Origin of the sequence: Onishia taeanensis, assembly GCF_003268885.1 — a bacterium.
GTDB classification, from domain to species: domain Bacteria; phylum Pseudomonadota; class Gammaproteobacteria; order Pseudomonadales; family Halomonadaceae; genus Onishia; species Onishia taeanensis_A.
Map to the genome: position 1 here is coordinate 179,172 of NZ_QLSX01000001.1, position 23,228 is coordinate 202,399.

Annotated in this window: 17 protein-coding genes; 10 read left to right on the top strand and 7 right to left on the bottom strand. The window is 63.7% G+C overall.

Annotated features, from left to right (window positions below; translation table 11 throughout):
* Nucleotides 1–2: 2 nt before the first annotated feature.
* The 5 genes from BCL93_RS00875 to leuC all read right to left on the bottom strand — a co-directional run bounded on the left by BCL93_RS00875 (nt 3) and on the right by leuC (nt 7,780).
* Nucleotides 3–2,822, bottom strand: a complete 2,820-nt coding sequence (locus tag BCL93_RS00875; RefSeq protein ID WP_112053226.1) for a FimV/HubP family polar landmark protein — start codon at nt 2,820–2,822, stop codon at nt 3–5.
* Between the two features lie 294 nt (nt 2,823–3,116).
* A complete protein-coding gene (asd, locus tag BCL93_RS00880; RefSeq protein ID WP_112053227.1) occupies nt 3,117–4,229 on the bottom strand; it encodes an aspartate-semialdehyde dehydrogenase in 1,113 nt (370 codons plus the stop codon).
* Nucleotides 4,230–4,392: 163 nt separating this feature from the next.
* Nucleotides 4,393–5,472, bottom strand: coding sequence for a 3-isopropylmalate dehydrogenase (gene leuB, locus BCL93_RS00885; protein ID WP_112053228.1), 1,080 nt, complete (start codon nt 5,470–5,472; stop codon nt 4,393–4,395).
* A gap of 211 nt (nt 5,473–5,683) precedes the next feature.
* Entirely contained in the window at nt 5,684–6,337 is a 654-nt protein-coding gene (gene leuD / locus BCL93_RS00890; RefSeq protein WP_112053229.1) for a 3-isopropylmalate dehydratase small subunit, read from the bottom strand.
* A gap of 3 nt (nt 6,338–6,340) precedes the next feature.
* Nucleotides 6,341–7,780 carry a 3-isopropylmalate dehydratase large subunit gene (leuC, locus tag BCL93_RS00895; protein WP_112053230.1) on the bottom strand — a complete coding sequence of 480 codons (1,440 nt, stop codon included), beginning with the start codon at nt 7,778–7,780 and terminating at the stop codon, nt 6,341–6,343.
* Nucleotides 7,781–8,130: 350 nt separating this feature from the next.
* Here leuC and BCL93_RS00900 point away from each other — a divergent pair, with 350 nt between their 5' ends.
* Nucleotides 8,131–9,054: a LysR family transcriptional regulator gene (locus BCL93_RS00900; RefSeq protein ID WP_112053231.1), complete on the top strand. Its 924-nt coding sequence runs from the start codon at nt 8,131–8,133 to the stop codon at nt 9,052–9,054.
* A gap of 180 nt (nt 9,055–9,234) precedes the next feature.
* Nucleotides 9,235–10,512, top strand: coding sequence for a hypothetical protein (locus BCL93_RS00905; RefSeq protein ID WP_112053232.1), 1,278 nt, complete (start codon nt 9,235–9,237; stop codon nt 10,510–10,512).
* A gap of 106 nt (nt 10,513–10,618) precedes the next feature.
* On the opposite strand, the gene BCL93_RS00910 is transcribed toward BCL93_RS00905, so the two are convergent.
* Nucleotides 10,619–11,143, bottom strand: a complete 525-nt coding sequence (locus BCL93_RS00910; RefSeq protein ID WP_112053233.1) for a zinc ribbon-containing protein — start codon at nt 11,141–11,143, stop codon at nt 10,619–10,621.
* A 200-nt stretch (nt 11,144–11,343) separates the two neighbouring features.
* Here BCL93_RS00910 and leuS point away from each other — a divergent pair, with 200 nt between their 5' ends.
* From leuS to holA, 3 genes are all read left to right on the top strand, one after another.
* Nucleotides 11,344–13,932: a leucine--tRNA ligase gene (leuS, locus tag BCL93_RS00915; RefSeq protein WP_112053234.1), complete on the top strand. Its 2,589-nt coding sequence runs from the start codon at nt 11,344–11,346 to the stop codon at nt 13,930–13,932.
* 103 nt (nt 13,933–14,035) lie between these two features.
* Nucleotides 14,036–14,551 (top strand): LPS assembly lipoprotein LptE, encoded by a 516-nt coding sequence (gene lptE / locus BCL93_RS00920; protein WP_112053235.1) that lies wholly within the window; start codon nt 14,036–14,038, stop codon nt 14,549–14,551.
* A 17-nt stretch (nt 14,552–14,568) separates the two neighbouring features.
* Nucleotides 14,569–15,627 (top strand): DNA polymerase III subunit delta, encoded by a 1,059-nt coding sequence (gene holA, locus BCL93_RS00925; protein WP_112053236.1) that lies wholly within the window; start codon nt 14,569–14,571, stop codon nt 15,625–15,627.
* An 84-nt stretch (nt 15,628–15,711) separates the two neighbouring features.
* On the opposite strand, the gene BCL93_RS00930 is transcribed toward holA, so the two are convergent.
* A complete protein-coding gene (locus BCL93_RS00930) occupies nt 15,712–17,679 on the bottom strand; it encodes a hypothetical protein (RefSeq protein WP_112053237.1) in 1,968 nt (655 codons plus the stop codon).
* A gap of 429 nt (nt 17,680–18,108) precedes the next feature.
* Between BCL93_RS00930 and BCL93_RS00935 the strand changes: the two genes are divergently transcribed.
* The 5 genes from BCL93_RS00935 to BCL93_RS00955 all read left to right on the top strand — a co-directional run bounded on the left by BCL93_RS00935 (nt 18,109) and on the right by BCL93_RS00955 (nt 23,196).
* On the top strand, nt 18,109–18,774 hold the full coding sequence (locus tag BCL93_RS00935) for an ABC transporter permease (protein WP_112053238.1): 666 nt from the start codon (nt 18,109–18,111) through the stop codon (nt 18,772–18,774).
* A gap of 45 nt (nt 18,775–18,819) precedes the next feature.
* Nucleotides 18,820–19,998 carry an ABC transporter ATP-binding protein gene (locus tag BCL93_RS00940; RefSeq protein WP_112053239.1) on the top strand — a complete coding sequence of 393 codons (1,179 nt, stop codon included), beginning with the start codon at nt 18,820–18,822 and terminating at the stop codon, nt 19,996–19,998.
* Nucleotides 19,999–20,001: 3 nt separating this feature from the next.
* Nucleotides 20,002–20,733, top strand: coding sequence for an ABC transporter permease (locus BCL93_RS00945; RefSeq protein WP_112053240.1), 732 nt, complete (start codon nt 20,002–20,004; stop codon nt 20,731–20,733).
* A gap of 130 nt (nt 20,734–20,863) precedes the next feature.
* Nucleotides 20,864–21,745: a glycine betaine ABC transporter substrate-binding protein gene (locus BCL93_RS00950; RefSeq protein ID WP_112053241.1), complete on the top strand. Its 882-nt coding sequence runs from the start codon at nt 20,864–20,866 to the stop codon at nt 21,743–21,745.
* 101 nt (nt 21,746–21,846) lie between these two features.
* Nucleotides 21,847–23,196, top strand: a complete 1,350-nt coding sequence (locus BCL93_RS00955; protein ID WP_258395867.1) for an MmgE/PrpD family protein — start codon at nt 21,847–21,849, stop codon at nt 23,194–23,196.
* Nucleotides 23,197–23,228: the final 32 nt, after the last annotated feature.

Sequence of the window (23,228 nt, forward strand, 5' to 3'; positions counted from 1 at the left end):
CATCATAGGTTGTGCTGGGCGATCAGGCGGCCTGCCTGTTCCCGGGTCTCACCATCCCCTTCTTCCAGTGCCCGAGCGAGCAGACCTTGTGCCTGGTCATGGTCACCCTGCTTGAGGAGCGCCTCGGCATCGCCAACCAGCGCCCGAGCTTCCGGCGGGGAATCGGCAGACTGGCCATTATCCAGATGCAGCGGCTCGAAAGCCACCTCCTCAATGTCCAATTCTTCTTCGTTGACACCATGCGTCGAGCTACGGGAAGGCGTATCGGCCTGCCGCATCAGCGCTGCCAGGTTGCTGCCCGCATCTTCACCTACAGCAGGTGTATCCTCGCCGTCGGAAAGCGTCTCTTCATCGTCGGCAGACACATCGCCCCGGCTCGCAGCAGGCGTTTGCGACTGAGGAAATTCCACACTGGGCTGCATGAGCGTTTCTTCAGGTGCTGCGACATCAGGTTCCAGAGTCGGCGGGCGATAATCGATCACACGGTCGTTCGTCGACTCAGACGGCTCGCTCTCCTCGGTTGATGCCTCCTCGGCATCGCTGACGTCTGCCTGCCTCTCGGGCTGTCTCTCGGGCTGTCTTTCGAATGCTTCCTGCGCACTTTGGTCGCGCCCCTTCTTCTCACTCAGGCTGTCACTCTGGGGCTCGTCAGCAGTAGCTGAGGTAGCGGGATCTGAGCCCGCCTCATCCTGATCGCTGTTCGACGCTTCCTGTAAGGCCTCACTGATCTGCTCCGGCGCCACGTCCATTCCTTCCTGCCAGGACGGCCGGGCATGCCGGCCCTTGCCGTCGAAGGCGACCGGGTCACGCTCGATGGGCGGACGGAACGTCGGAGCCGACTCGACCGGCGCCAGACCAATTGACGATGGTGTATCCACATCGCCTGCCGCCGGGGCCTGCTGCTGCATGCCGTCAGCGTAATCAGCACCTGAAGAAGCTTCGGTCGCGGATGGCGTCGGCACGGCCTGCTCACGGGCCAGCAGGCGCTCAAGCTCTGCCTGTCGCGCAGGGTCATTATCCACGGCAAGACGCTCAGCCTGCGCATGGGCCTGCCGCCACTGCCCTTGCTCGACCATGACCTTGACCAGCTTGAGTCGCAGGTCATGGCGGTCGGGCTCGGCGTCGAGCCCCTCTTCAAGCAGCGCCTGGGCCTTCTCGTAACGGCCATAGGCCATAAAGATCTCCGCCTCACTGACGGCCTCGGCCCGAGGCATCACCGCCTCTCTCGCGTCAGGAACTCCTCGTTCAGACGTACTGTCTTCCATGGCCTTGTGAGTCTCGCCCGCTGAAGAAGCCGCGAAAGCCGACACCTCCTCGGTGGCATGGGCCTTGTCGGCCGCCCGACGGCGACGCACTAGCCACCAGAGCACCAGCAACACGAGTACGCCGACGCCCGCCAGCTGACCGTAGAGGGTACGACCCACCTGACCAAGCGCGGCCCACAGCGGCATCAGGTAGCGTTCGACGACGCCCTTTGCAGCCGGCTCGCTTTCGACCTGGTCAACGCTTTCGGCCAGGGGAGCGCTTGATGCCTGGCGTTCTGAAAGCGCCGACAGGCTGGCACGCAGACTGGCGACATCTTTGCGCAACGAGGCCAACTCGGCCTGGGCACGATCACGTTCATCGCGGATAGCGGTAAGGGATTGCTGGCTCTGAGACAGCTGGGCTTCCAGCCGATCGAGACGCTGATCCTGCTCGCTCGTGTCAGACGCGGCGGCCTTAGCCTCGGACTCGATCTGAGCATCCGTCAGCAGGGTCAGGCGTTGTGTACCGGGCTGACCTTCGGGGGAAGCAGCGGCTCGAGGAGCGGACGCTGGCTCGGCCTGAGACGGCGGCTCGCCTGCCTGCCCAAGCGCCGGTGCGCCACCGGTTGCGTCTTGGGCAGGTTCGCCGGCAGCACTATCAGCAGCGTTCGCCGTGCCGCCACTTGCGGCTTGCTCATAGGTCGTCGATGACGCCGTCTTCGGGGCAGGTTCGCCGCGAGCAAAGGCGCTATTCTGAGCCTGCACCTGCTGCCAGGCGTCTTCAGAAGAGCGTGACGCAATCTGCTCCCGAGGTGGTACATCCAGCACGTAGCCTGCCCGCAGGCGATTGATATTACCTCCCGGAAAGGCGTCGGGGTTGGCATCCAGCAGCGCCATCATCATCTGCGATATCGATATATCGGCATCCGGGCGCAGTCGCTTGGCGACGCCCCACAGGGTCTCGCCGACGTTGACGTAGCCGGCCTCTCGCTCGCGGGATGCAACCGACGCCTGAGCAGGTTCTGCTTGGCGCCCGTTATCCTGCTGAGGGCTTTCCACAAGCTGAGGGCTCTCTCCTCGCTGAGGGTTCTCTATCCGCTGAGGGCTATCTACTGGCTGAGGGCTATCTACTGGCTGAGGGCTCCCTGCATAGGGTATCGCCGGTGTGGCCGACTGCGAGCCGAAACCGGGGGGGTCGAAGAGCAGCGTGACCTGACGCTGCGCGACACCGTCAGGCCCGTTTATGTCCACCAGCAGGTCGAGATAGGGGGTGCGCACCGCTCGCTCCGACTGGACCCGGACGGATAGTCCGCCCGACTGAGGCACGACCGTAAGAGTCAGTGCGTCGACCAGCAGGCTACGCTCGAGGCCGGCACGCCGGTAACCATCGGCATCGGCCAGGCTAACCGTCAGCCCCTGCGCCGATATACCCTGCGTATCCGTCAGCGGAATGATCGCTTCAAGCGGCGCTCCCAGCGCCGAGCCCACTTGTGCCTCCCCCACGCCCAAGGACCAGGCCGAGGGGCTCATGGCGGACAGCGACGTCAACAAGATGACCAGAGAAAACTTGCGGTTCATGGCGGCGATGGGCCTCACAGGGGTCGGAGGCAACGTACTCGCACATTAGATGTTTCAACTAAGAGTGTGAGTCACGACAGCCTAATCATCGAATTTTCATCTTATTCTACCCACACTTTTCGCTAACAGGGAGCGTCGAGTAAGGCAAAACGAGCCGCCATTTCAACGCTGACAATACCATGCAACACCGCCGCCTCAAGACGCGAGGCCGCTCATGGCCGGCGTTCGGTGACGCTCATCAGCAACAAAAACGCCTCCCCGAAGGGAGGCGTCAGAAACGACGTGCAGAGCGAATTACTGCTCGCGGAGAATCTTCAGCATGCGCTTGAGCGGCTCGGCGGCCCCCCACAGCAGCTGGTCGCCTACCGAGAAGGCAGACAGATACTCGCCGCCCATGGCCAGCTTGCGCAGACGGCCCACGGGTACATTCAGGGTGCCGGTCGCGGCAGCCGGGGTCAGACCCTCGATGGTGGCGTCCTTCTCATTGGCGATGACCCGCACCCACTCGTTGTGCTTGGCCAGACGATCCTCGATCTCGTCGATCGGCACATCCTGCTTGAGCTTGATGGTGAAAGCCTGGCTGTGAGAGCGCATGGCACCGATGCGCACGCACAGGCCATCGATGGGAATCGGGTTGTTATCGAGGCCGAGAATCTTGTTGGTCTCGGCGCCCCCCTTCCACTCTTCCTTGCTCTGGCCGTTTTCCATCGGCTTGTCGATCCAGGGCAGCAGGCTACCGGCCAGCGGAGCACCGAAGTTTTCGGTCGGGAAGCTTCCACTGCGCATGGTCTCGGTGACCTTGCGATCGATGTCGAGGATGGCACTCGCCGGGTCGGCAAGCTCGGTGGCCACGCTATCGCGCAGACCGCCCATTTGATTAAGCAGCTCACGCATGTGCTTGGCGCCGGAGCCGGAAGCGGCCTGATAGGTCATCGAGGTCATCCACTCGATCATGTTGGCCTCGAACAGGCCACCGAGACCCATCATCATCAGGCTGACCGTGCAGTTACCGCCGGTGAAGGTCTTGGTGCCACGGGCCAGTTGGGCTTCGATAACGTCGCGGTTGACCGGGTCCAGCACGATGGTGGCGTCGTCGGCCATGCGCAGGGTGCTGGCGGCATCGATCCAATAGCCCTTCCAGCCGGTCTGACGCAGGTCCTTGTAGACCTTCTCGGTGTAGTCGCCGCCCTGGCAGGTGACGACCACGTCCAGCGCCTTGAGCGCGTCCAGATCGAAGGCGTCCTTGAGCGGGGGCACGTCCACGCCGACATCGGGCCCGGGCTGGCCGACCTGGGAAGTGGTGAAGAACACCGGCTCGATGCCGACGAACTCATTGTCTTCCTGCATGCGCTGCATGAGCACGGAGCCCACCATGCCACGCCAACCCACGAAACCGACTGTCAACATGTGAAGTCCTCCAGAAAAGAATTAGCGGGTAAGTATACACGAGCCGCCTCCGTCGCACAGAAGGGGCCGGTTCTATCGAAATTTCAACCCTTTACAGGCGAACATGGATCACTCACTGAGCCCTGCCAAACCGGCCTTGCTGGCTCGAGCTTGAATGCCAGGCTCACTGTGTATTGAACGCCGCCAGCACGGCATCGCCCATCTCGCCGGTAGACACCTGGCGAGTACCGGCATAAGCAATGTCGGCGGTGCGCAGGCCATCGTCCAGCACTTTGCCTACGGCCGCCTCGATGCGCTCGGCCAGAGCCGCCTCATTCAGCGAGTAGCGCAGCATCATCGCCACCGAAAGGATAGTCGCCAGCGGATTGGCAATGCCCTGGCCGGCGATATCCGGCGCGCTGCCGTGGCAGGGCTCGTACATGCCCTGGCCGTCGGCGTTGAGCGAGGCCGACGGCAGCATGCCGATCGAGCCGGTGAGCATGGCGGCGGCGTCCGACAGGATGTCGCCAAACATGTTGCCGGTGACGATCACATCGAACTGCTTGGGCGCGCGCACCAGCTGCATGGCGGCGTTATCAACGTACATGTGGGAGAGCGCGACGTCCGGGTACTCCGGTGCCAGCCGCTCCATGACCTCGCGCCACAGCATGGTGGCCTCAAGCACGTTGGCCTTGTCCACCGAGCACAGCTTGCCGCCGCGTTTACCCGCCATTTCGAAGGCCACCCGACCGATGCGCTCGATTTCGCTTTCCGAGTAGACGTAGGTATTGAAGCCCACCCGCTGGCCGTCCCGCTCCTCGATGCCGCGTGGCTGACCGAAGTAGATGCCGCCGGTGAGCTCGCGCACGATCATGATATCGAGACCGGACACTACCTCTGGCTTGAGGCTCGAGGCCTCCGCGAGCTGCGGATAGAGCAGTGCCGGGCGCAGGTTGCCAAACAGCGAAAGCTCCTTGCGCAGCCCCAGCAGGCCCTTCTCGGGACGCTTGCTGATATCTTCGAGCTTGTCCCACTTAGGCCCGCCCACTGCGCCTAACAGGATCGCATCCGCGCTGCGTGCCTGGTCGAGGGCCACCGCCGGCAGCGGTTCGCCGTGGGCGTCATAGCCGGCACCGCCCACCAGGCCTTCCTCGATGTCGACGTCAAGGCCAATGGCTTGGCAGGCCTTGAGGATCTTGACCGCCTCAGCGGTAATTTCCGGGCCGATGCCGTCCCCCGGCAGAACGAGAATCTTGCGGCTCATGTGCTGTGGCTCTCTTAGCAATCGGGCCCGCGCAGCGGACCCGGTCGTTCGATGATTGAACCGCCAGGCTAGGCGAGCCCGCCTGACGAAAAAGAAGATGGCGCTTCCCTGCGCGTTCGCCCCCTAAGGGCATCCCTTTTCTTCAGTGTCCAGCGTTGAGGCTGGAAGGTTGGCCCCACCGATGGCAGACATCAGTGGGGCCGGTTCGCTATCAGGCCTTGGCTGGCTCGCGGAACAGCCAAGGCCGTGCGGCCCGATGCTTGGTCTCAAAGTCGTGAATAGCGTCTTCGTCCTGCAGGGTGATACCGATGTCATCGAGGCCGTTGAGCAGGCAGTGCTTGCGGAAGGCATCGACGTCGAACTCGAGAATTTCGCCGGCCGGCGTGGTCACACGCTGGTTCTCGAGATCGACGTCCAGACGGTAGCCTTCATTGGCCTCGACCTCCTTGAACAGCCGCTCGATGACGTCCTCTTCGAGCGTTACCAGCAGGATGCCGTTCTTGAAGGCGTTGTTGTAGAAGATGTCGGCGAAGCTCGGCGCGATGACCACGCGAAAGCCGAAGTCCTCAAGTGCCCAGGGCGCGTGTTCGCGGGAGCTGCCACAGCCAAAGTTGCGCCGGGCCAGCAGCACGCTGGCGCCCTCATAGCGTGGCTGATTGAGCACGAAATCGGGGTTGAGCGGACGCTGCGACGCATCCTGGCCCGGGTACCCCTCATCCAGATAGCGCAGGGCATCAAACAGGTTGACGCCAAAACCGGTGCGCTTGATCGACTTCAGAAACTGCTTGGGAATGATCAGGTCGGTATCGACGTTGGCCCGGTCGAGCGGTGCCACCAGGCCCTGCTGACGTTCAAACTTGTGCATGGTTCAGGCCTCCTGGGGCTGGGTGTCGAACTGGCGAACATCGACGAAATGGCCGGCAATCGCCGCGGCGGCCGCCATCGCCGGACTGACCAGGTGAGTACGTCCGCCGAAGCCCTGGCGACCCTCGAAGTTGCGATTCGAGGTCGAGGCACAGTGCTCGCCGGCACCGAGCTTGTCAGCGTTCATGGCCAGACACATCGAACAGCCCGGCTCGCGCCACTCGAAGCCCGCCTCGGTGAAGATCTTGTCGAGCCCCTCGGCTTCGGCCTGACGCTTCACCAGCCCGGAGCCCGGCACCACCATGGCAAGCATGATGGAATCGGCGACCTTGCGACCCTTGGCGACCTTGGCCGCCGCACGCAGATCTTCGATCCGCGAATTGGTGCAGGAGCCGATGAACACCTTGTCGAGGCGGATATCGGTGATCTTTTGCTTGGCCGCGAGCCCCATGTATTCCAGTGCCCGGCTGTAGCTGCCCTTGACGGTATCATCGGCGGACTCGGCGGGATCGGGGACCTGGCCGGAGATGCCGGTGACCATCTCGGGGCTGGTGCCCCAGCTGACCTGAGGCTCGATGTCCTCGGCACGAATCTCGACCACCTTGTCGAAGGCGGCATCGGCGTCGGAGACCAGCTCGCGCCAGTCGGCGACGGCGGCCTCCCACTGCTCGCCACGGGGAGCGAAGGGGCGCTCGCGCAAATAGTCGATGGTGGTGTCGTCGACGCCGATCAAACCGACCCGAGCGCCCGCTTCGATGGCCATGTTGCAGACCGTCATGCGGCCCTCCATCGACAGCTCGCGCATCGCACTGCCGGCAAACTCGATGGCATAGCCGGTGCCACCGGCAGTGCCGATGCGACCAATGATCGCCAGCACCACGTCCTTGGCGGTCACCCCGGTGCCGAGCGAACCTTCGACCCGCACCTGCATGTTTTTCATTTTCTGGGCCAGCAGGCACTGGGTGGCCAGCACGTGCTCGACCTCGGAGGTGCCAATGCCGTGGGCAAGGGCCGCAAAGGCCCCATGCGTCGCGGTGTGCGAGTCGCCGCAGACTACCGTCATGCCCGGCAGTGTCGCGCCCTGCTCCGGACCGACCACGTGCACGATGCCCTGGCGAGCGTCATTGATGCGAAACTCTTCGATGCCGAAGGATTCGCAGTTGTCGTCCAGGGTCTGTACCTGGATCAGCGATACCGGATCCTTGATGCCGGCATTGCCCTCGGCGCGCTCGATCACCGTGGTCGGCACGTTGTGATCGGGGGTGGCGAGGTTAGCATCCAGGCGCCACGGCTTACGCTTGGCCAGACGCAGCCCCTCAAATGCCTGGGGCGAGGTCACTTCGTGCAGCAGCTGACGATCGATGTAGATCAGCGCGGTGCCATCATCGCGCTCCTTCACCAGGTGCTGTGACCACAGCTTGTCATAAAGCGTCTGGCCTGCCATGTCTCTCCTCCACGGGGCTGTGTTCGCCCTCTGATTGATCTCGCCGCACCTAGCGCCACTGGCGCCTAAGGTGTCGTTGCCATGACCCCGAGGTTAGGGGGCACCACACATAAAAGCAATTCATGTTATTTATGATATGGATTCCATATTAGAATACATGGCGACTGAGACGCCTCCCTGCACAACCATTTGCACAACCATGAGGCTAAACGGCACGACGATGAGGCACGAAGGGCCTGTCTTTCCCTGAACCTGACTTCAGGCCCTGACCCAGGCCCCTGTCCAAGAGCCAGGTCTCGATGCAAGTTCCGCTTCAGGCGCCATCACTGCTAGCTCACGAGGAGACGACCATGGACACCCAAAGCCTGCAGGCCTTCCTGGCCGTCACCGACTGTGGCTCCTTTTCGCTCGCCGGAGACCAGCTGCACCTGACGCAACCCGCGGTCAGCAAGCGCATCGCCACTCTCGAGGATCAAGTGGGCTCGCGGCTCTTCGATCGTATCGGCCGCCGGGTCACCCTGACCGAGGCTGGCGCCCTGCTGCTGCCCCGCGCTCGCCAGATTCTGCTGATGGTCGACGACAGCCGCCGGGCGCTGTCGAACCTTGCAGGCGACGTGGCCGGCAGCCTGACGCTCGCCACCAGCCACCATGTCGGCCTGCACCGGCTGCCGCCCCTGCTCAAGGCTTTCACGCACGACCATCCTGCCGCCAATCTGGACCTGCGCTTCCTCGATTCCGAGCAGGCCTACCAGGGCGTGCTCGACGGTGCCCTGGAGATCGCCGTGGTTACCCTAGCGCCTGTACCCGACCCGCAGCTGACGGTGGTCCCGGTATGGATCGACCGGCTGCGCTTCGTCTGTGGCAATGACCACCCTCTTGCCCAGCACGCGGCACGCCATGAGCGGCTCTCCATGTCGGCACTGGCCGCTCATCCCGCGGTATTGCCGGGCCCATTGACCTTCACCCGCGGCATCGTGCTGGAGACCTTTTCCCGCGAGGAGCTGAGCGTGAAGGTGGGGCTATCGACCAACTACCTGGAGACGCTGAAAATGATGGCCTCGATCGGGCTGGGCTGGAGCGTGCTGCCAGAGAGCATGATCGACGAGGGCCTGCACATCCTGCCGATCGACCACCACCCCATCGAGCGGCCGCTGGGCTACCTGGTGCATCGCAATCGCACGCTCTCCAACGCCACCCGGGCGATGATCGACCTGCTCGAGGCGGCACGCACGCCCGAGGCCCGCCAGTGGGCGCTGCCACCCTCTAAGGCCTGACGGCTCATAACCCCGCCGTCTGCTTGACCAGATCGCCCGGCTTGCCCGGACCCCTCGATTTGCCTAGCATGCTAATTTTTGCCCGGATTATCGCCCATGCCGCCTCACTCGCCGTCGCCTTCAGCGGACGCTAACCGCCCGTCTGCCTCCACTCCTGCCAAGATTAGCGGGCGGCAGCGATTGGCAGGCCTGGTAATTGCTCTCGGCCTGGCGTTGCAAATCGCGCGCCTGGCCGGCATCGCCGTAGTGGCGCCGCTGGTCGGGATCGCCTTCTGGCTGGCAATGACCCTGCTGTGGGGCGACATGCCCACCCGCAACCGTCGCCAGGTCGGGGCGCTGGCGGCGATCGGCGCGGCGCTGCTGGTAATCAGCCGAACCGTCTATGGCGAAGCGCTTGCCTGGGGCCAGGTGCTGGACGGCAATACCTTCGTGGTCGCCATGCTAGTGGGGGTCAGCTTCATCGGCCTGATCAACCGCGCCCCGCCGTCGCCCGGCACCCAGATACTCGGTGGGCGAGGCGTAATCACCACCTGGCTGAGCGTCCACCTGCTCGGCGCGATCCTGAATCTATCCTCGGTCTTTCTGATCGGCGATCAGCTCAAGCGCGCCGACGGCCTGCGCCTGCCCCAACTGCTGACACTCAACCGCGGGCTCTCGAGCGCAGCACTCTGGTCGCCGTTCTTCGCCGCCATGGGCGTGGCCATGGGCCTGGCGCCCGAGCTCGACTTTGCCGTCGTGCTCGCCGCCGGCGTGCCACTGGCTGCACTCTCCGGCGTGCTGACGCGCCTAGAACTGGCGCGACGCTTCGATCTTGACGATGTCGCGGGAGTCTCGCTTTCCCCGCGCAACCTGCTGATGCCAGTGGGCCTGGCGGTGCTGGTGCTGGGCTTTCACTATGGCCTTACGCCCGGGCTTTCCATCGTCAGCATCATCACCTTTCTGCTGCCGGCCACGGCGCTTGCCGCCAACCTGCCCCGCGGCCTGACCTTTACCTCGAAGCGAATGGTGCAGCATACCCGGGAGCGGCTGCCGGCGATGCGCGGCGAAATCTCGCTATTCCTGGCAGCGGGACTCTTCACCCAGGGGCTCTCGACCTTCATCGATGCGGTCACCGGCGGCCAGTGGGTGCTGTTCGAACACTTTGGGGCGGGGGAAGCCATGCTCAGCTACCTGGCCATCGTCGCCAGCGCCGTGATCGGCCTGCACCCGATCATCGGAATTTCGACGCTGGCCTCGGTGTTGAACCTGGAAAGTGCCAACCAGACCCTGCTAGGCGTGGTGGCGCTGACCTCCTGGGCGGTGGGCGCCGCCATCGGGCCGTTATCGGGGATCAATCTGTCGTTACAGGGCCGCTATGGCACCAGCGGCGGAATGATGATGCGACACAACCTGGTCTATGCCCTGGTTATGTCGCTGGGGGTCTGTCTGGCGATTGGGATACTGGCCACCCTGAGTTGAGTGGGCAGCCAGTTGCTGACTCACCAGGCGGGCACCGACAAGACCTCAGCTCGCCTGGGCGGGCAATTGAAAGGTCGTGGGCAAAGCGCCGAAGACAGCCAGCGAGCTACTGGCTGGCGACCTGAGGCCCTCGCGCGAAATAGCGATGCCCGCACTGATGACATGGCTCGAGGCGGGCCACCTCGCCGAGTGTGAACTCGGCGCTGCAGTGCACGCAGCTCAATAGACCGGGGGCGATCATCTCGCCCTCACAGTAGTCGGCGCGGGCCGCCTCCAGGTCGTCCTCGAAGTGCGCCCGATCGATCACGGTTCGGTCGGCGATCGAGAACAGTGCCTCACGGATATGCCGCGACAGCACATCGAGATCGATACCCAGCCAGCTGGCCACACCTTCACCGCCGGCGGCGAGATAGTGACGCATGTCCTTCAGGTCGCGCTCGACCCAGGCGCGCAGCAGTGACAGCTCGTCGCGGGTGTAGTCCTCGACCTCCGCCTCGAACTCCACTGCATCGTCGAGATCCTTCTGCAGGTTTTCCCACGACAGCTCATTGGCGCCATCCTGAAGCCGTCCCAGCAGACGTTCATAGCCCTCACGCAGGCGATGGTCTGAATGCTTGTCCTGATCGCTCATCTGAGCCTCCTTTGAAACCTTCCTTGATCTGGCCATACTCTGGCCAAGTGCGAGGCCCCTACCTGCTCAGGCCCCGCTGCGGTATGCTTGGTCCCCATTTAGACGCTATCTTCCCGTGCCATCAAGCCTTTTGCTTCTCGATCGCATGGGAAAGTCCTCTGCTTTTCGCCACCGACGCTACAAGGTAATCACTCAGACCGATGGACGCACAGTACAAGCCTCACGACATCGAACGCGACGCCCAGCAGTTCTGGACCAAGCACCAGTGCTTCAAGGCAGTGGAAGACGCCAATCGCGAAAAGTTCTATTGCCTATCGATGTTCCCCTACCCCAGCGGCAAGCTGCACATGGGGCACGTGCGTAACTACACCATCGGCGACGTGGTCTCGCGCTTCCAGCGCATGCAGGGCAAAAACGTGCTGCAGCCCATGGGGTGGGACGCCTTCGGTATGCCCGCCGAAAACGCCGCCATCAAGAATCAGGTGCCGCCGGCCGAGTGGACACACCAGAACATCGACTACATGCGTGACCAGCTCAAGGCGCTGGGCTTCGCTTATGACTGGGGCCGCGAGTTTGCCACTTGCGACAGCGACTATTATCGCTGGGAACAGTGGTTCTTCACCAAGCTGGTGGAAAAGGGCCTGGTCTACAAGAAGATGTCGACGGTCAACTGGGACCCGGTCGACCAGACCGTGCTTGCCAACGAGCAGGTCATCGACGGCTGTGGTTGGCGCTCCGGCGCGCCGGTTGAGCGCAAGGAAATCCCGCTGTGGTTCCTGAAGATCACCGACTACGCCGAAGAGCTGCTCGCCGATCTCGACCATGTCGACTGGCCCGAGCAGGTCAAGACCATGCAGCGTAACTGGATCGGCAAGTCCAAGGGCGTCGAGCTGGCCTTTGACGTGACCGGCCATGACAGCGCCGAACCGCTGCGGGTCTACACCACCCGCCCGGACACCCTGATGGGCGTGACCTACGTGGCCGTGGCCGCCGGGCACCCGCTGGCCAAGGCCGCCGCCGAGCACAACCCGGCGCTTGCCACCTTCAACGAAGAATGCGCCCACGGCGGCACCTCCGAGGCCGAAATGGCCACCATGGAGAAGAAGGGCATGGATACCGGCTATCTGGCCGTTCATCCCCTGACCGGTCGTCAGGTGCCCATCTACGTGGCCAACTTCGTGCTGATGGAATACGGCACCGGCGCAGTGATGGCGGTACCCGCCCACGACCAGCGCGACTGGGAATTCGCTACCAAGTACGACCTGCCCATCGAGCCGGTGATCGCCGGCGAAGACGGCCAGGCGCCTGACGTCACCGCCGCCGCCCATGACGAACACGGCGTGCTGATCAATTCCGGCGAGTTCGACGGCCTGGACTTCCAGGCGGCCTTCGATGCCATCGCCGCCAAGCTGACCGAGCAGGGCCACGGCGAGGTCAAGACCAACTTCCGCCTGCGCGACTGGGGCGTGGCGCGCCAGCGCTACTGGGGTGCGCCGATCCCGATCAAGTACGGCCCGGAAGGCCAGACCGTGCCGCTCACCGACGACGAGCTGCCGGTCTGCCTGCCCACCGAGGTGACCGTCGATGCCTCCGGCTCGCCGCTCAAGAAGATGCCCGAGTTCAGTGATCTCGGCGACGGCTGGGTGCGCGAAACCGACACCTTCGACACCTTCATGGAATCCAGCTGGTACTACGCGCGCTTCTGCTGCGCCGACAACATGGACGCCATGCTCGACGAGCGCGCCAACTACTGGCTGCCGGTGGATCTCTACATCGGCGGCATCGAGCACGCCATCCTGCATCTGCTGTATGCGCGCTTCTTCCACAAGTTGATGCGCGACTTCGGCCTGGTCGAGTCCGACGAGCCGTTCAAGCGCCTGCTGACCCAGGGCATGGTGATCGCCGAGACCTACTACCGGCCCGCCGCCAACGGCGGCAAGGACTGGTTCAACCCGGCCGACGTCGAAGTCAAGCGCGACGACAAGGGCCGGCCGGTGAGCGCCGTGCTGATCGAAGACGGCGAGCCGGTGGAGATGGGCGGCATCGAGAAGATGTCCAAGTCGAAGAACAACGGCGTCGATCCCCAGGCGATGATCGACCGCTTCGGCGCCGATACCGTGCGCCTGTTCATGATGTTTGCCGCGCCCCCGGAGCAGTCACTTGAATGGTCCGACACCGGCGTCGAAGGCGCCCACCGCTTCCTCAAGCGCCTGTGGCGCCTCGTGGCCGAGCATGCCAATGCCGGCACACCGGGCGACCTCGACCTGTCGGCGCTAAGCGAACCCCAGCGCGAACTGCGCCGCAAGACGCACGAGACCATCAAGAAGGCCAGCGACGACATCGGCCGCCGTACCACCTTCAATACCGCTATCGCCGCGGTAATGGAGCTGACCAACGCCATCGGCCGCTTCCAGAACGAGGGCGAGCATGCCAGCCCTCAGGACCTGGCCGTCGCCCGCGAGGCCGTGGAAGCCTGCGTGCTGCTGCTCGCGCCGATCACCCCGCACGCCTGTCACGGCCTGTGGGCCGAACTCGGCCACGACGAGCCGGTCATCGATGCCGGCTGGCCGGCATTCGACGAGTCGGCCCTGGCCCGTGACTCCATCGAGCTGGTGGTGCAGGTCAACGGTAAGCTGCGCGCCCGCCTCGAAGTGCCCGCCGATGCCGACAAGGCCGCCATCGAAGCTCAGGCCATGGCCGCCGAGAACGTCCAGCGTCACCTCGAGGACAAGACAGTGCGCAAGGTCATCGTGGTGCCGGGCAAGCTGGTCAATATCGTTGTTGGCTAGCGCGTTGTTGGCTAACGGGTCATTAGATGACGAGTTGTTGGATAACGGGTTGTTAGGTAAAAGGTTGTCGGATCAGCCGGTCAAGCACACGAGGGAATCGATCATGCAACGCCGCCGCTTTCTGAAGCAGGGTCTCAAGGTCGCCGTGGGCGCGGCCGCCGTGAGTACGCTGGGGCTTGGCCTCAGCGGCTGTGGCTTTCAACTGCGGGGCTACGGTGAGTCCATCCCTGCCCTGAAAGCGCTGGCCCTGGCCGGCGCCAATGACGACCTTACCCCCGTGGTGCGCGAGGCCCTAACCCGTGCCGGCACCCAGGTCGACGATCAGGCCGCCCTGCGCCTCAACCTGGGGCGCGCGACCATCAGCGAGACCAACCGAGGCATGGCCGGGGCCGGCAGTCGCGACATCGACCTGACCCTGACGGCGCCCTTCTCGGTGCAGCGCCAGGCCGACGATGCCTACCTGCTCGACCAGCAGACCATCGAGGTCAGCGAACGCATCAGCGTCAACGACAACGACCTGCTGGCCCAGGATGATGCGCGTCGTGCCGCCAGGAAGAGTCTACGCGAGGCCGCCGCTCGCCAGCTCCTTGAGCGGCTGCGGCCACTGGCCGAGCAATAACGGAGCCGTATGGCCGTATGAAGGTATTTCCCGACAAGCTCCCGCCGGCGCTCGCCAAGGGCCTGCCGCCGGTGGTGATCGTCGCCGGCGACGAACCCCTGATCCATATGGAAGCCTGCGACGCGGTGCGCGCTGCCGCCCGTAATGCCGGCATCGAGGAACGCGAGGTGCTGCACGTCGAGAACGGCTTCCAGTGGGGGCGGCTTACCGAGTCCGCCGCCAGTCTGTCGCTGTTCGCCTCGTCGAAACTCATCGAGCTGCGCCTGGGGAACCAGGCGCCCGGCCAGGAAGGCGGCAAGGCTCTGGAAGCCTACGCCGAGCAGATGAAGGGCAGCGACAACGTGCTCTTGATCATGGCTGACAAGCTCGACCGCCGGCAGCAGCAGAGCAAGTGGTTCAAGGCATTGGACAAGGCCGGGCTCTTCGTACCGGTATGGCCGGTGGATCACCAGCGCCTCGGCTTCTGGATGCGCGATCGCGCCAGCCACCATGGCCTCAGCATGGATATGGAGGCCGCCCGTCTGCTCGGCGAGCGCACCGAAGGCAATCTGCTGGCCGCTGATCAGGAACTGCAGAAGCTCGCGCTGCTGATGCCTCGGGGCGCCCGACTGGATGTCGCATCGATCACTCAGGGCGTCGAAGATAGCGCTCGCTATGATGTCTTCACCCTGAGTGACGCCTGCCTGCGGGGCGAGCGCGAACGCGCCTCACGGATCCTCAAGAGCCTGCAGCGTGAAGGCCTCGAGGCCCCCATCGTGCTGTGGGCGCTGACCCGTGAACTGCGCATCCTGCTCTCGCTCTACCAGCATCTTGACCAGGGGCAGAGCTTCGAGCACGCCTGCAAGGCCCAGAAACCGCCGATCTTCGACAAGCGACGTCCCGCCTACCAGCAGGCCCTGAACCGGCTGCCGGTCAAGCGTCTGCACAAGCTGCTGCTGTTTTCTCAGCGCCTCGATTTGGCCATCAAGGGCGCCAGCGCCGTCCCGCTGTGGGACGGCCTCCACGACCTGGCACTGACCCTGGCCGGCGGTCGCGGCCTGCTGGCGGAATCGCCGCAGTCCTACAAGGTCGGCTGATTCTGCTCATGCCTCAGCTTCATCGCGGGTTCTAAAAGCCTCGCCAAGTGATGCACTGCGGGCGACAGCCCGCAGCGCCATCACCTAAACGTTCACCGCCCAACTGGTGCGCCCAAGTTCCATGACGCGGGCCACCTCGTCCGCGGGAACGGCTTCCATGTCACCGAGCTCCAGCGGGTCCAGGTGATACACGTAGAGCCGCGAGGCAAACTCGGCGATGGGAAGTGACGCCTCTCCGTTGAGCTCATCGTTGCCCTGAATCGCGCAGACGATACCCTGCCCCCAGTCCTGGCCGCTGTCGTTGTTGGGATTGAAGAAATAGACACGCATCTCATCCTTGGCGTCCAGCGCCACGCGCAGGATCGTGATGGCGTGTCGACCCACATAGCGCCCCCCGCTGTCAGTGACGGCGATGCCGGCAGGCTGCGGGTGGATCACCGGCATATTGCCGTTGTAATAGGGGTGGTAGCTGGCATAGAACTGACGTATGAACCCCTCATAGTCGTCGATCTTACCGGTGTCGATGTTAACCACCACACGGAAGCCGTGACCCACCCACCAGCCGTAGAACTCCGGGTTGATCCAGCGATGCAGGTCATCGTCCCTCACACCGCAAAGACGCCCCATTTCCATGTAGAGGCGGTCGAGATGCGGTACCAGAATCAGGGATACGGCATCGACATCCAGTGGGGGCTCCTTGGCAAGGCCGGAGTCCAACCCCTTGGACGAGATCTGCTGGCCCTCGAACCGCGTGAGCACCTCGTCATCACGGGCGGCCCAGGCCACGAGCTGCAACAGGTAATCCGGGTCATTATCAGCCCACATGGATAGCCCGATCACCGACTGACAGGTGGGGTTGTTGCCCTGCCCGACGCCCAGAGGCAGACCCAGAATACTCAGCACGCCGGCAAGCAGGTAGACCCTGGGAGGATGTGCGTCGCCAAAGACCTCTATCAAGGTTTCTGAAGTCGCAACGGAAAGCTTCAGTTCGATTTGCCGCCACAGCCCGGCGGCGACCGGTGAAGCAAAAAGGGCACCGCGCTCAAGCAGCATGAAAAGGCCATACACCGCCTGAGTGGTTTCAGGGAAAATCGCCTCATCAATCAGCCGGTACACCAGCGCACTGTAGCATTGCAGGGCATCGGTGCCCGTCATGCTCAGCCCCAGGGCTTCGGGGATCAAATCGTCAAACTGGCCGCGCAGGTGACGCAGGAAAACGGCGTGATACGCCGATACCAGCCCCGTTTCATGCATCGCACGCGCGAAGGCACAAGCCTCGTCGGCCAGGGCAACCCGATCCATGGCCGACAGGCGTTCGGCATACTCCGTCAAGCCGGGATCTTCACGGCAGCCCGGGGTCGGACCGAAGAGTGCACTGACCAGGCGCGCAGCCCCCTCCGTACCGGCGGTTTCGATCTCCGGGTCAAAGAGGCACTTGGCAATCTGGCTGACCATTTCCTTGATGCTGTCGGTCTGGATCGGGCGCTGGACCAACAGACGTCCGACTTCGTCGACCAAGCTGGCGAGAATGCTCTCGTAGCCCAACCAGACCAGCAGGTATTGATACAGCGACTGTACGATAGCGCCCAACGCCTGAGGGCGCTCGCGGTCCGCCTCGCTCATCTGCCCGGCCAACAGGTCCAGGTTCAGAGCCATCACCTGGGTCAGGAAATTCCTGGCCTGTTCGGCAGAAATACCCGAATGAAAGTAGTCCCCTGATGCCACCGCCAGCAGGCGAAGCTCACTGAGCGCCTCAATGACCGTGATCTCGGCACTGCTTTGTCGCAATGAACGCACCGCCAACACCGGCTGCAGGATGGAAGGCTGTGCCCAGTCCCGTCCGGCGAAGACGCCCGCCGCCTCCACGTCAGAGACGCGAGCGTACAGCGCATCCAGCCCCTCGCTCGTCGTCATGACGACTCTGGCCGACTCCAGCACCTCGCCGCTGGGGGCCTTGGGGTCCGTCGTGCGGGCCTGCCTGAACTGCTCAAGAGTCGCCTCAAAATTGGCGACTGCCTGGCGAGTATCGATAACGGGATGATCTGTGTTCATGACACCGGAGTACCTTCCATTGCGACTCATTGCGGCAAAGTTGCCAATCCCTTCACTTTTGGAGCATATAGGGAAACCCTGACGGCTGATATGGCCGCTGCTCACAGATCTCAGCGCCTCAAGCCATCTTCCTCATTCCCCTCTTCTCCCCCCTCTTCTCCCCTCTCTTCTCCTCTTGCGCAACATCATGAAGCGGCACAAAGTAAGCGGTCGCTTACGCGCTTGAATCACCATTATCAATAATTGGCATTTTGTATCGTCATCCATATCGATAACAAATGGCTATGCCGCTCTGCTACGCTTAGCCGGTTCCCGCGCCGGCACCCCTGTCCGCGTGATTATCGGAAGCTCGCACTAATGCGCTGCACCGTCATCCCGGGCCGGCGAACTCCTGCCGGTCTTGAGACACAATAATCAAGGAGACGACGCTTGGAACTGTTTCAATATGCTCTGGACAACCTGGAGCTCTTGCTGACCCGCACCATCGAGCATATCTCCCTTGTGGGTGTAGCGGTCGGCATCGCGACCCTGACGGGGGTGCCGATCGGCATCGCCATCACCAAGAACGAGCGCGCCGCCAAGACCGTGCTCTACATCGCCTCGATCATCGTGACGATCCCCTCCATCGCACTGTTCGGCATCATGATCCCGATTCTATCGGTCATCGGTCAGGGCATCGGTTACATGCCGGCGGTCATCGCGGTGCTGCTCTATTCGCAGCTACCGATCATTCGCAACACCTACACCGCCATCAACAACGTCGATCCAGCACTGCGCGAGGCCGCTCGCGGCATCGGCATGAGCCAGAACCAGCGCCTGCGCATGGTCGAGATCCCGCTCGCCGTGCCGGTGATCATGGCCGGCGTGCGCACCGCAGTGGTGCTCAACATCGGCGTCATGGCCATCGCCGCCTACATCGGCGCTGGCGGGCTCGGCACCTTCATCAGCCGCGGTATTTCCCAGTCCGATCCGCGCCAGCTGATCCTCGGTGCCGTGGCCGTCAGCGTGCTGGCGATCATTGTCGACTATTCACTGCTGGCGCTGCAGAAGCGCCTGACGCCCAAGGGGATGGAGCGCGCCGCCGCCGCCACCTGAGCCGTCATTCGTGCCACATTCTGCCGACCAGACAAGGACCGCTTCATGATTCGACTCGATAACCTGACCAAGGTCTTCGACACGCCCAAGGGCGCCGTGACCGCCGCCGACCACATCAGCATGGAAGTGCCGAGCGGTGAAATCTGCATCCTGCTCGGCCCCTCCGGCTGCGGCAAAACCACCACCCTGAAGATGATCAACCGCATCATCCGCCCGACCTCGGGCAAGGTGTTCATCAATGGCGAGGACACCACTAGCCTCGACACCCAGGACCTGCGGCGCAACATCGGCTACGTGATCCAGCAGATCGGTCTGTTCCCCAACATGACCATCGAGGAAAACATCACCGTGGTGCCCAAGCTGCTGGGCTGGGACAAGACCAAGTACCGGGAGCGCGCGCGGGAGATGATGCGCATGATCGCCCTGGAGCCGGATGCCTTCCTCAAGCGCTACCCAAGCGAGCTTTCCGGCGGGCAGCAGCAGCGTATCGGCGTGGCCCGGGCACTGGCCGCCGATCCCCCGGTGATGCTGATGGACGAACCCTTCGGGGCCATCGACCCGATCAACCGGGCGGTGATTCAGGACGAGTTCCTGAAAATGCAGCAGGACCTCAAGAAGACGATCATGTTCGTCAGCCACGACATCGACGAAGCGATCAAGATGGGCGACCGCATCGCCATCTTCCGCGCCGGCAAGCTGGTGCAGTACTCAGAACCCGATGAGCTGCTGGCTGCGCCCAAGAACGACTTCGTCGAGTCCTTCCTCGGTGAGGACCGTGCCCTCAAGCGCCTCAACCTGGTCAAGGTGCGCGACCTGGCCAGCGACGAGATCGGCCTGGTGCGCCCGGACGACACTCTCGACACCGCGCTCAAGCGCATCGAAGAGTACGGCTACCAGAACAGCATCGTGATGGTGAACGACAGGCGCCAGCCGGTGGGCATCATCAACGCCGCCGTGGCCCGCACCACCAAGGGCCATTGCCGGGATCACTTCCAGAGCGTGCCGGTAGTGGTCAGCCTCGACGACGACCTGCGCAAGGTCGCCTCGCTGATGTTCGCCAACGACATGACCTGGGTAGCCTGCGTCGATGATGACGGCCGCATCGTCGGCCAGATCACCCAGCGGGCAATCACCCACCACCTGGGCTCACGCTACCGGACTCACTCGCGGGACGAGGCCACTCTGGATGCCGGGGCATCGCTGTCACCGGCCGACAAGGAGTAAGCCATGCCGACGCTGAACCTCTCAGGGGCAATGCGCCTGCTGGTGCTGGTGGCAGTCTTCGTGGCCGGGGTCTGGAGCCAGTCCAGTGGCGTAATCGACGACTTCATTTTCTACATACCAGACATCCAGTATCTGGCGGTGCAACACCTGTGGCTGACCGCCATCTCCGGCAGCCTGGCGATTATCGTCGCCATCCCGCTGGGCACCCTGCTATCGCGCCCCAGCATGGAAAAGGTCGCCGAATCCGCGATGCAGGTGCTCAACGTGGGCACCACCATCCCGACACTTGCGGTGCTGGCGCTGTCGATGAGCTTTCTGGGCATCGGCACCTTGCCTGCCGTGTTCGGGCTTTTCGTGGCGACCCTGCTGCCGATCACCCGCAACACCTACACCGGGCTCAAGGGCGTTTCGCCGGCTCTCAAGGAAGCTGCGGCAGGCATCGGCATGTCGCCCACCCAGCGCCTGCTGCGGGTCGAACTGCCCAATGCGCTGTACGTGATTTTTGCCGGTATCCGCACGGCGCTGGCCATCAACATCGGCACCGTGCCGCTGGCCTTCCTGATCGGGGCTGGTGGTCTTGGCGAGCTGATCTTTACCGGCATCGACCTCTATGACCCGGTGATGATGCTCTCCGGCGCCATTCCCACGGCCTTGCTGGCGATCGTGGTGGATATGCTGATCGCCATCACTGCCTTCCTGCTGGTGCCTAGAGGCGTGAACCCAGGCCGGGCCTGATTCAGGAGACCCAAGGCCGGCAGCGACTCGGCCAGCAAGGACGCACGACCCACTGCAAAACGCATGACTGACGCCTCGTCATTCACAACCAATAATTAATGACCGACAAATCACAGACAGGAGCGACACCATGAAAACCCTGATGACCCTGCTCACCGGCGCGGCACTGGCCGGCACCATGGCCACCGCCCAGGCCAACGAGATCGTAGTGGGTGGCAAGAACTTCACCGAGCAACAAATCCTTGCCAGCATGACCAGCCAGTATCTCGATGGGCTGGGCTACGACGTCGAGAAACGCTCCGGCATGGGCTCCGCCGTGCTGCGCCAGGCCCAGGAAAACGGCCAGATCGACCTGTACTGGGAATACACCGGCACCTCGCTGATCAACTACAACGACGTCACCGAGCGCCTGTCGCCGGAAGACACCTACACGCGGGTCAAGGAACTCGACGCCGAGAAGGGCCTGGTCTGGCTCGCGCCCTCCGATGCCAACAACACCTACGCCCTGGCCATGCGTGAAGACGATGCCCAGGAACGCGGCATCGCGACGCTCTCCGATCTGGCCCAGGCGGTCAACGACGACGAAGGCCTGACTTTCGCCCTGAATGCCGAGTTCTATGCTCGCGAAGACGGCTGGCGCCCGCTGCAGCAGGCTTATGACTTCCGTGTCGGCCGCGGCGACGTCAAGCGCATGGATTCCGGCTTGGTCTACCAGGCCCTGCGCGACGCACAGGTCGACGTCGGCCTGGTGTTCGCCACCGATGGCCGCATTCCGGCCTTCAACTTCCAGGTCCTCGAAGACGACCAGAACTACTTCCCGGCCTATGCGCTGACCCCGGTGGTGCGCGAAGAAACCCTCGAAGCCAACCCTAAGCTCGAGGGCCAGATGGACAAGCTCTCCAGCCTGCTCGACGACGAAACCATGTCCAGCCTCAACGCCCAGGTCGACGTCGAGAAAGAAACCATCGAGCGGGTCGCCGAAGGCTTCCTCAAGGAACACGACCTGCTGTGATCGGCGCCTGAGCGGGTAGCGCCCCGCTTGCGCGATCGTCTCGAAGGCCGCCCCAGGGCGGCCTTCTTTTTGCCACCCGCCCTGCTCCCGAGATCACTGCCATGCCTGAGCTGACGAAACAGGAACTCACCGCGCACGAGCCCCCCACAAAAGATCAGGCCCCGCTCGCCTGGATGCACCGGGTCGATCTTTCGACCCTCGACGAGGCCGACCTGCACCAGGCCAAGCGCTGCCTACTCGACTTGCTGGGCGTAGCCGCCGGCGCCACCCGCACAGCGCTTGCCGACAAGGCTGCGCGCTTCGTGACCACCCAGCATGGCGGTGACCGTCCGCTGCTGTTCGCCCCGGGGCAGGCCTCGCCCACCGGCGTCGCCCTGCACGGTGCCTGGCTGATCGATGCGCTCGATGCCCACGACGGTCAGGTGCTGACCAAGGGACATTCAGGCGTGGCCCTGCTGCCCGGCCTGCTTGCCCTGCCCGAGGTCGCGCAGCTGTCGGGACGTGACTTTCTTGCCCTGCTCGTCTACGGCTACGAGATCGCCACCCGGGCCGGGATCGCCCTGCATGCGCAGAGCCCGGACTACCACACCTCGGGCGCCTGGAACGCACTTGGCGTCGCGGCAGTGGCCGCTCGCCTGCGCGGCTTCGACATCGAGACCCTGCATCACGCACTCGGCATCGCCGAGTTCTATGGTCCGCGCAGCCAGATGATGCGCTGCATCGACCATCCGACGATGCTCAAGGACGGTTCCGGCTGGGGTGCCATGACCGGCATCTCGGCGGCCCTGCTGGCCGAAGAAGGCTTCTCCGGCGCCCCAGCGCTGACCGTAACGGCGCCTCAGGTAGCCTCTATCTGGCAGGACCTGGGCGAACGCTGGTACGTGCATGAACAGTACTTCAAGGCCTATCCGGTGTGCCGTTGGGCGCAACCTGCAGTGGAAGCCGTGCTCGCGCTACCCGCTGATAAGCGCGACCCGGCAAGGATCGCACGCATTGAGATCGCCACCTTCCACGAGGGCAAGCGCCTGCATGTGACGCACCCAGCAACCACCGAGCAGGCCCAATACAGCTTGCCCTGGTCGGTGGCCTGCGCCCTGGGCCGTGGCACCGTGGATGTCGCCGGGGTCTGCGACGAACTCGAGGCTCTGGACCTCAAGGCCCTGGCCAGCAAGGTGGAGATTCATGAAGATGAGGCCTTTAACGCCCGTTTCCCCGCCGAACGCTGGGCGCGCGCCAAGCTGCATCTCGACAGCGGCGAGGTCATCGAAAGCGCAGACTTCGAGGCCCGCGGCAACCCGGACAAGCCCCTCTCGGACGCCGAAGTGATCGACAAGTATCAAGCGCTGGCAGAGCCCGTACTAGGCGAGAGAGCGACACGGCTTCGCGAGGTAGTGATGAGCCTGGAAGCCCGCAACGCAAGCGAGCTGCTGGGCCTGCTGAGCGCGCCTTGAAGCACCGCCAGGTGGGTGCGATGATCCACGGC

Coding starts and splice junctions, on each gene's coding strand:
- BCL93_RS00875 (WP_112053226.1), bottom strand. CDS start 2,822: ATGAACCGCAAGTTTTCTCTGGTCATCTTGTTGACGTCGCTGTCCGCC.
- asd (WP_112053227.1), bottom strand. CDS start 4,229: ATGTTGACAGTCGGTTTCGTGGGTTGGCGTGGCATGGTGGGCTCCGTG.
- leuB (WP_112053228.1), bottom strand. CDS start 5,472: ATGAGCCGCAAGATTCTCGTTCTGCCGGGGGACGGCATCGGCCCGGAA.
- leuD (WP_112053229.1), bottom strand. CDS start 6,337: ATGCACAAGTTTGAACGTCAGCAGGGCCTGGTGGCACCGCTCGACCGG.
- leuC (WP_112053230.1), bottom strand. CDS start 7,780: ATGGCAGGCCAGACGCTTTATGACAAGCTGTGGTCACAGCACCTGGTG.
- BCL93_RS00900 (WP_112053231.1), top strand. CDS start 8,131: ATGGACACCCAAAGCCTGCAGGCCTTCCTGGCCGTCACCGACTGTGGC.
- BCL93_RS00910 (WP_112053233.1), bottom strand. CDS start 11,143: ATGAGCGATCAGGACAAGCATTCAGACCATCGCCTGCGTGAGGGCTAT.
- leuS (WP_112053234.1), top strand. CDS start 11,344: ATGGACGCACAGTACAAGCCTCACGACATCGAACGCGACGCCCAGCAG.
- lptE (WP_112053235.1), top strand. CDS start 14,036: ATGCAACGCCGCCGCTTTCTGAAGCAGGGTCTCAAGGTCGCCGTGGGC.
- holA (WP_112053236.1), top strand. CDS start 14,569: ATGAAGGTATTTCCCGACAAGCTCCCGCCGGCGCTCGCCAAGGGCCTG.
- BCL93_RS00930 (WP_112053237.1), bottom strand. CDS start 17,679: ATGAACACAGATCATCCCGTTATCGATACTCGCCAGGCAGTCGCCAAT.
- BCL93_RS00940 (WP_112053239.1), top strand. CDS start 18,820: ATGATTCGACTCGATAACCTGACCAAGGTCTTCGACACGCCCAAGGGC.
- BCL93_RS00945 (WP_112053240.1), top strand. CDS start 20,002: ATGCCGACGCTGAACCTCTCAGGGGCAATGCGCCTGCTGGTGCTGGTG.
- BCL93_RS00950 (WP_112053241.1), top strand. CDS start 20,864: ATGAAAACCCTGATGACCCTGCTCACCGGCGCGGCACTGGCCGGCACC.
- BCL93_RS00955 (WP_258395867.1), top strand. CDS start 21,847: ATGCCTGAGCTGACGAAACAGGAACTCACCGCGCACGAGCCCCCCACA.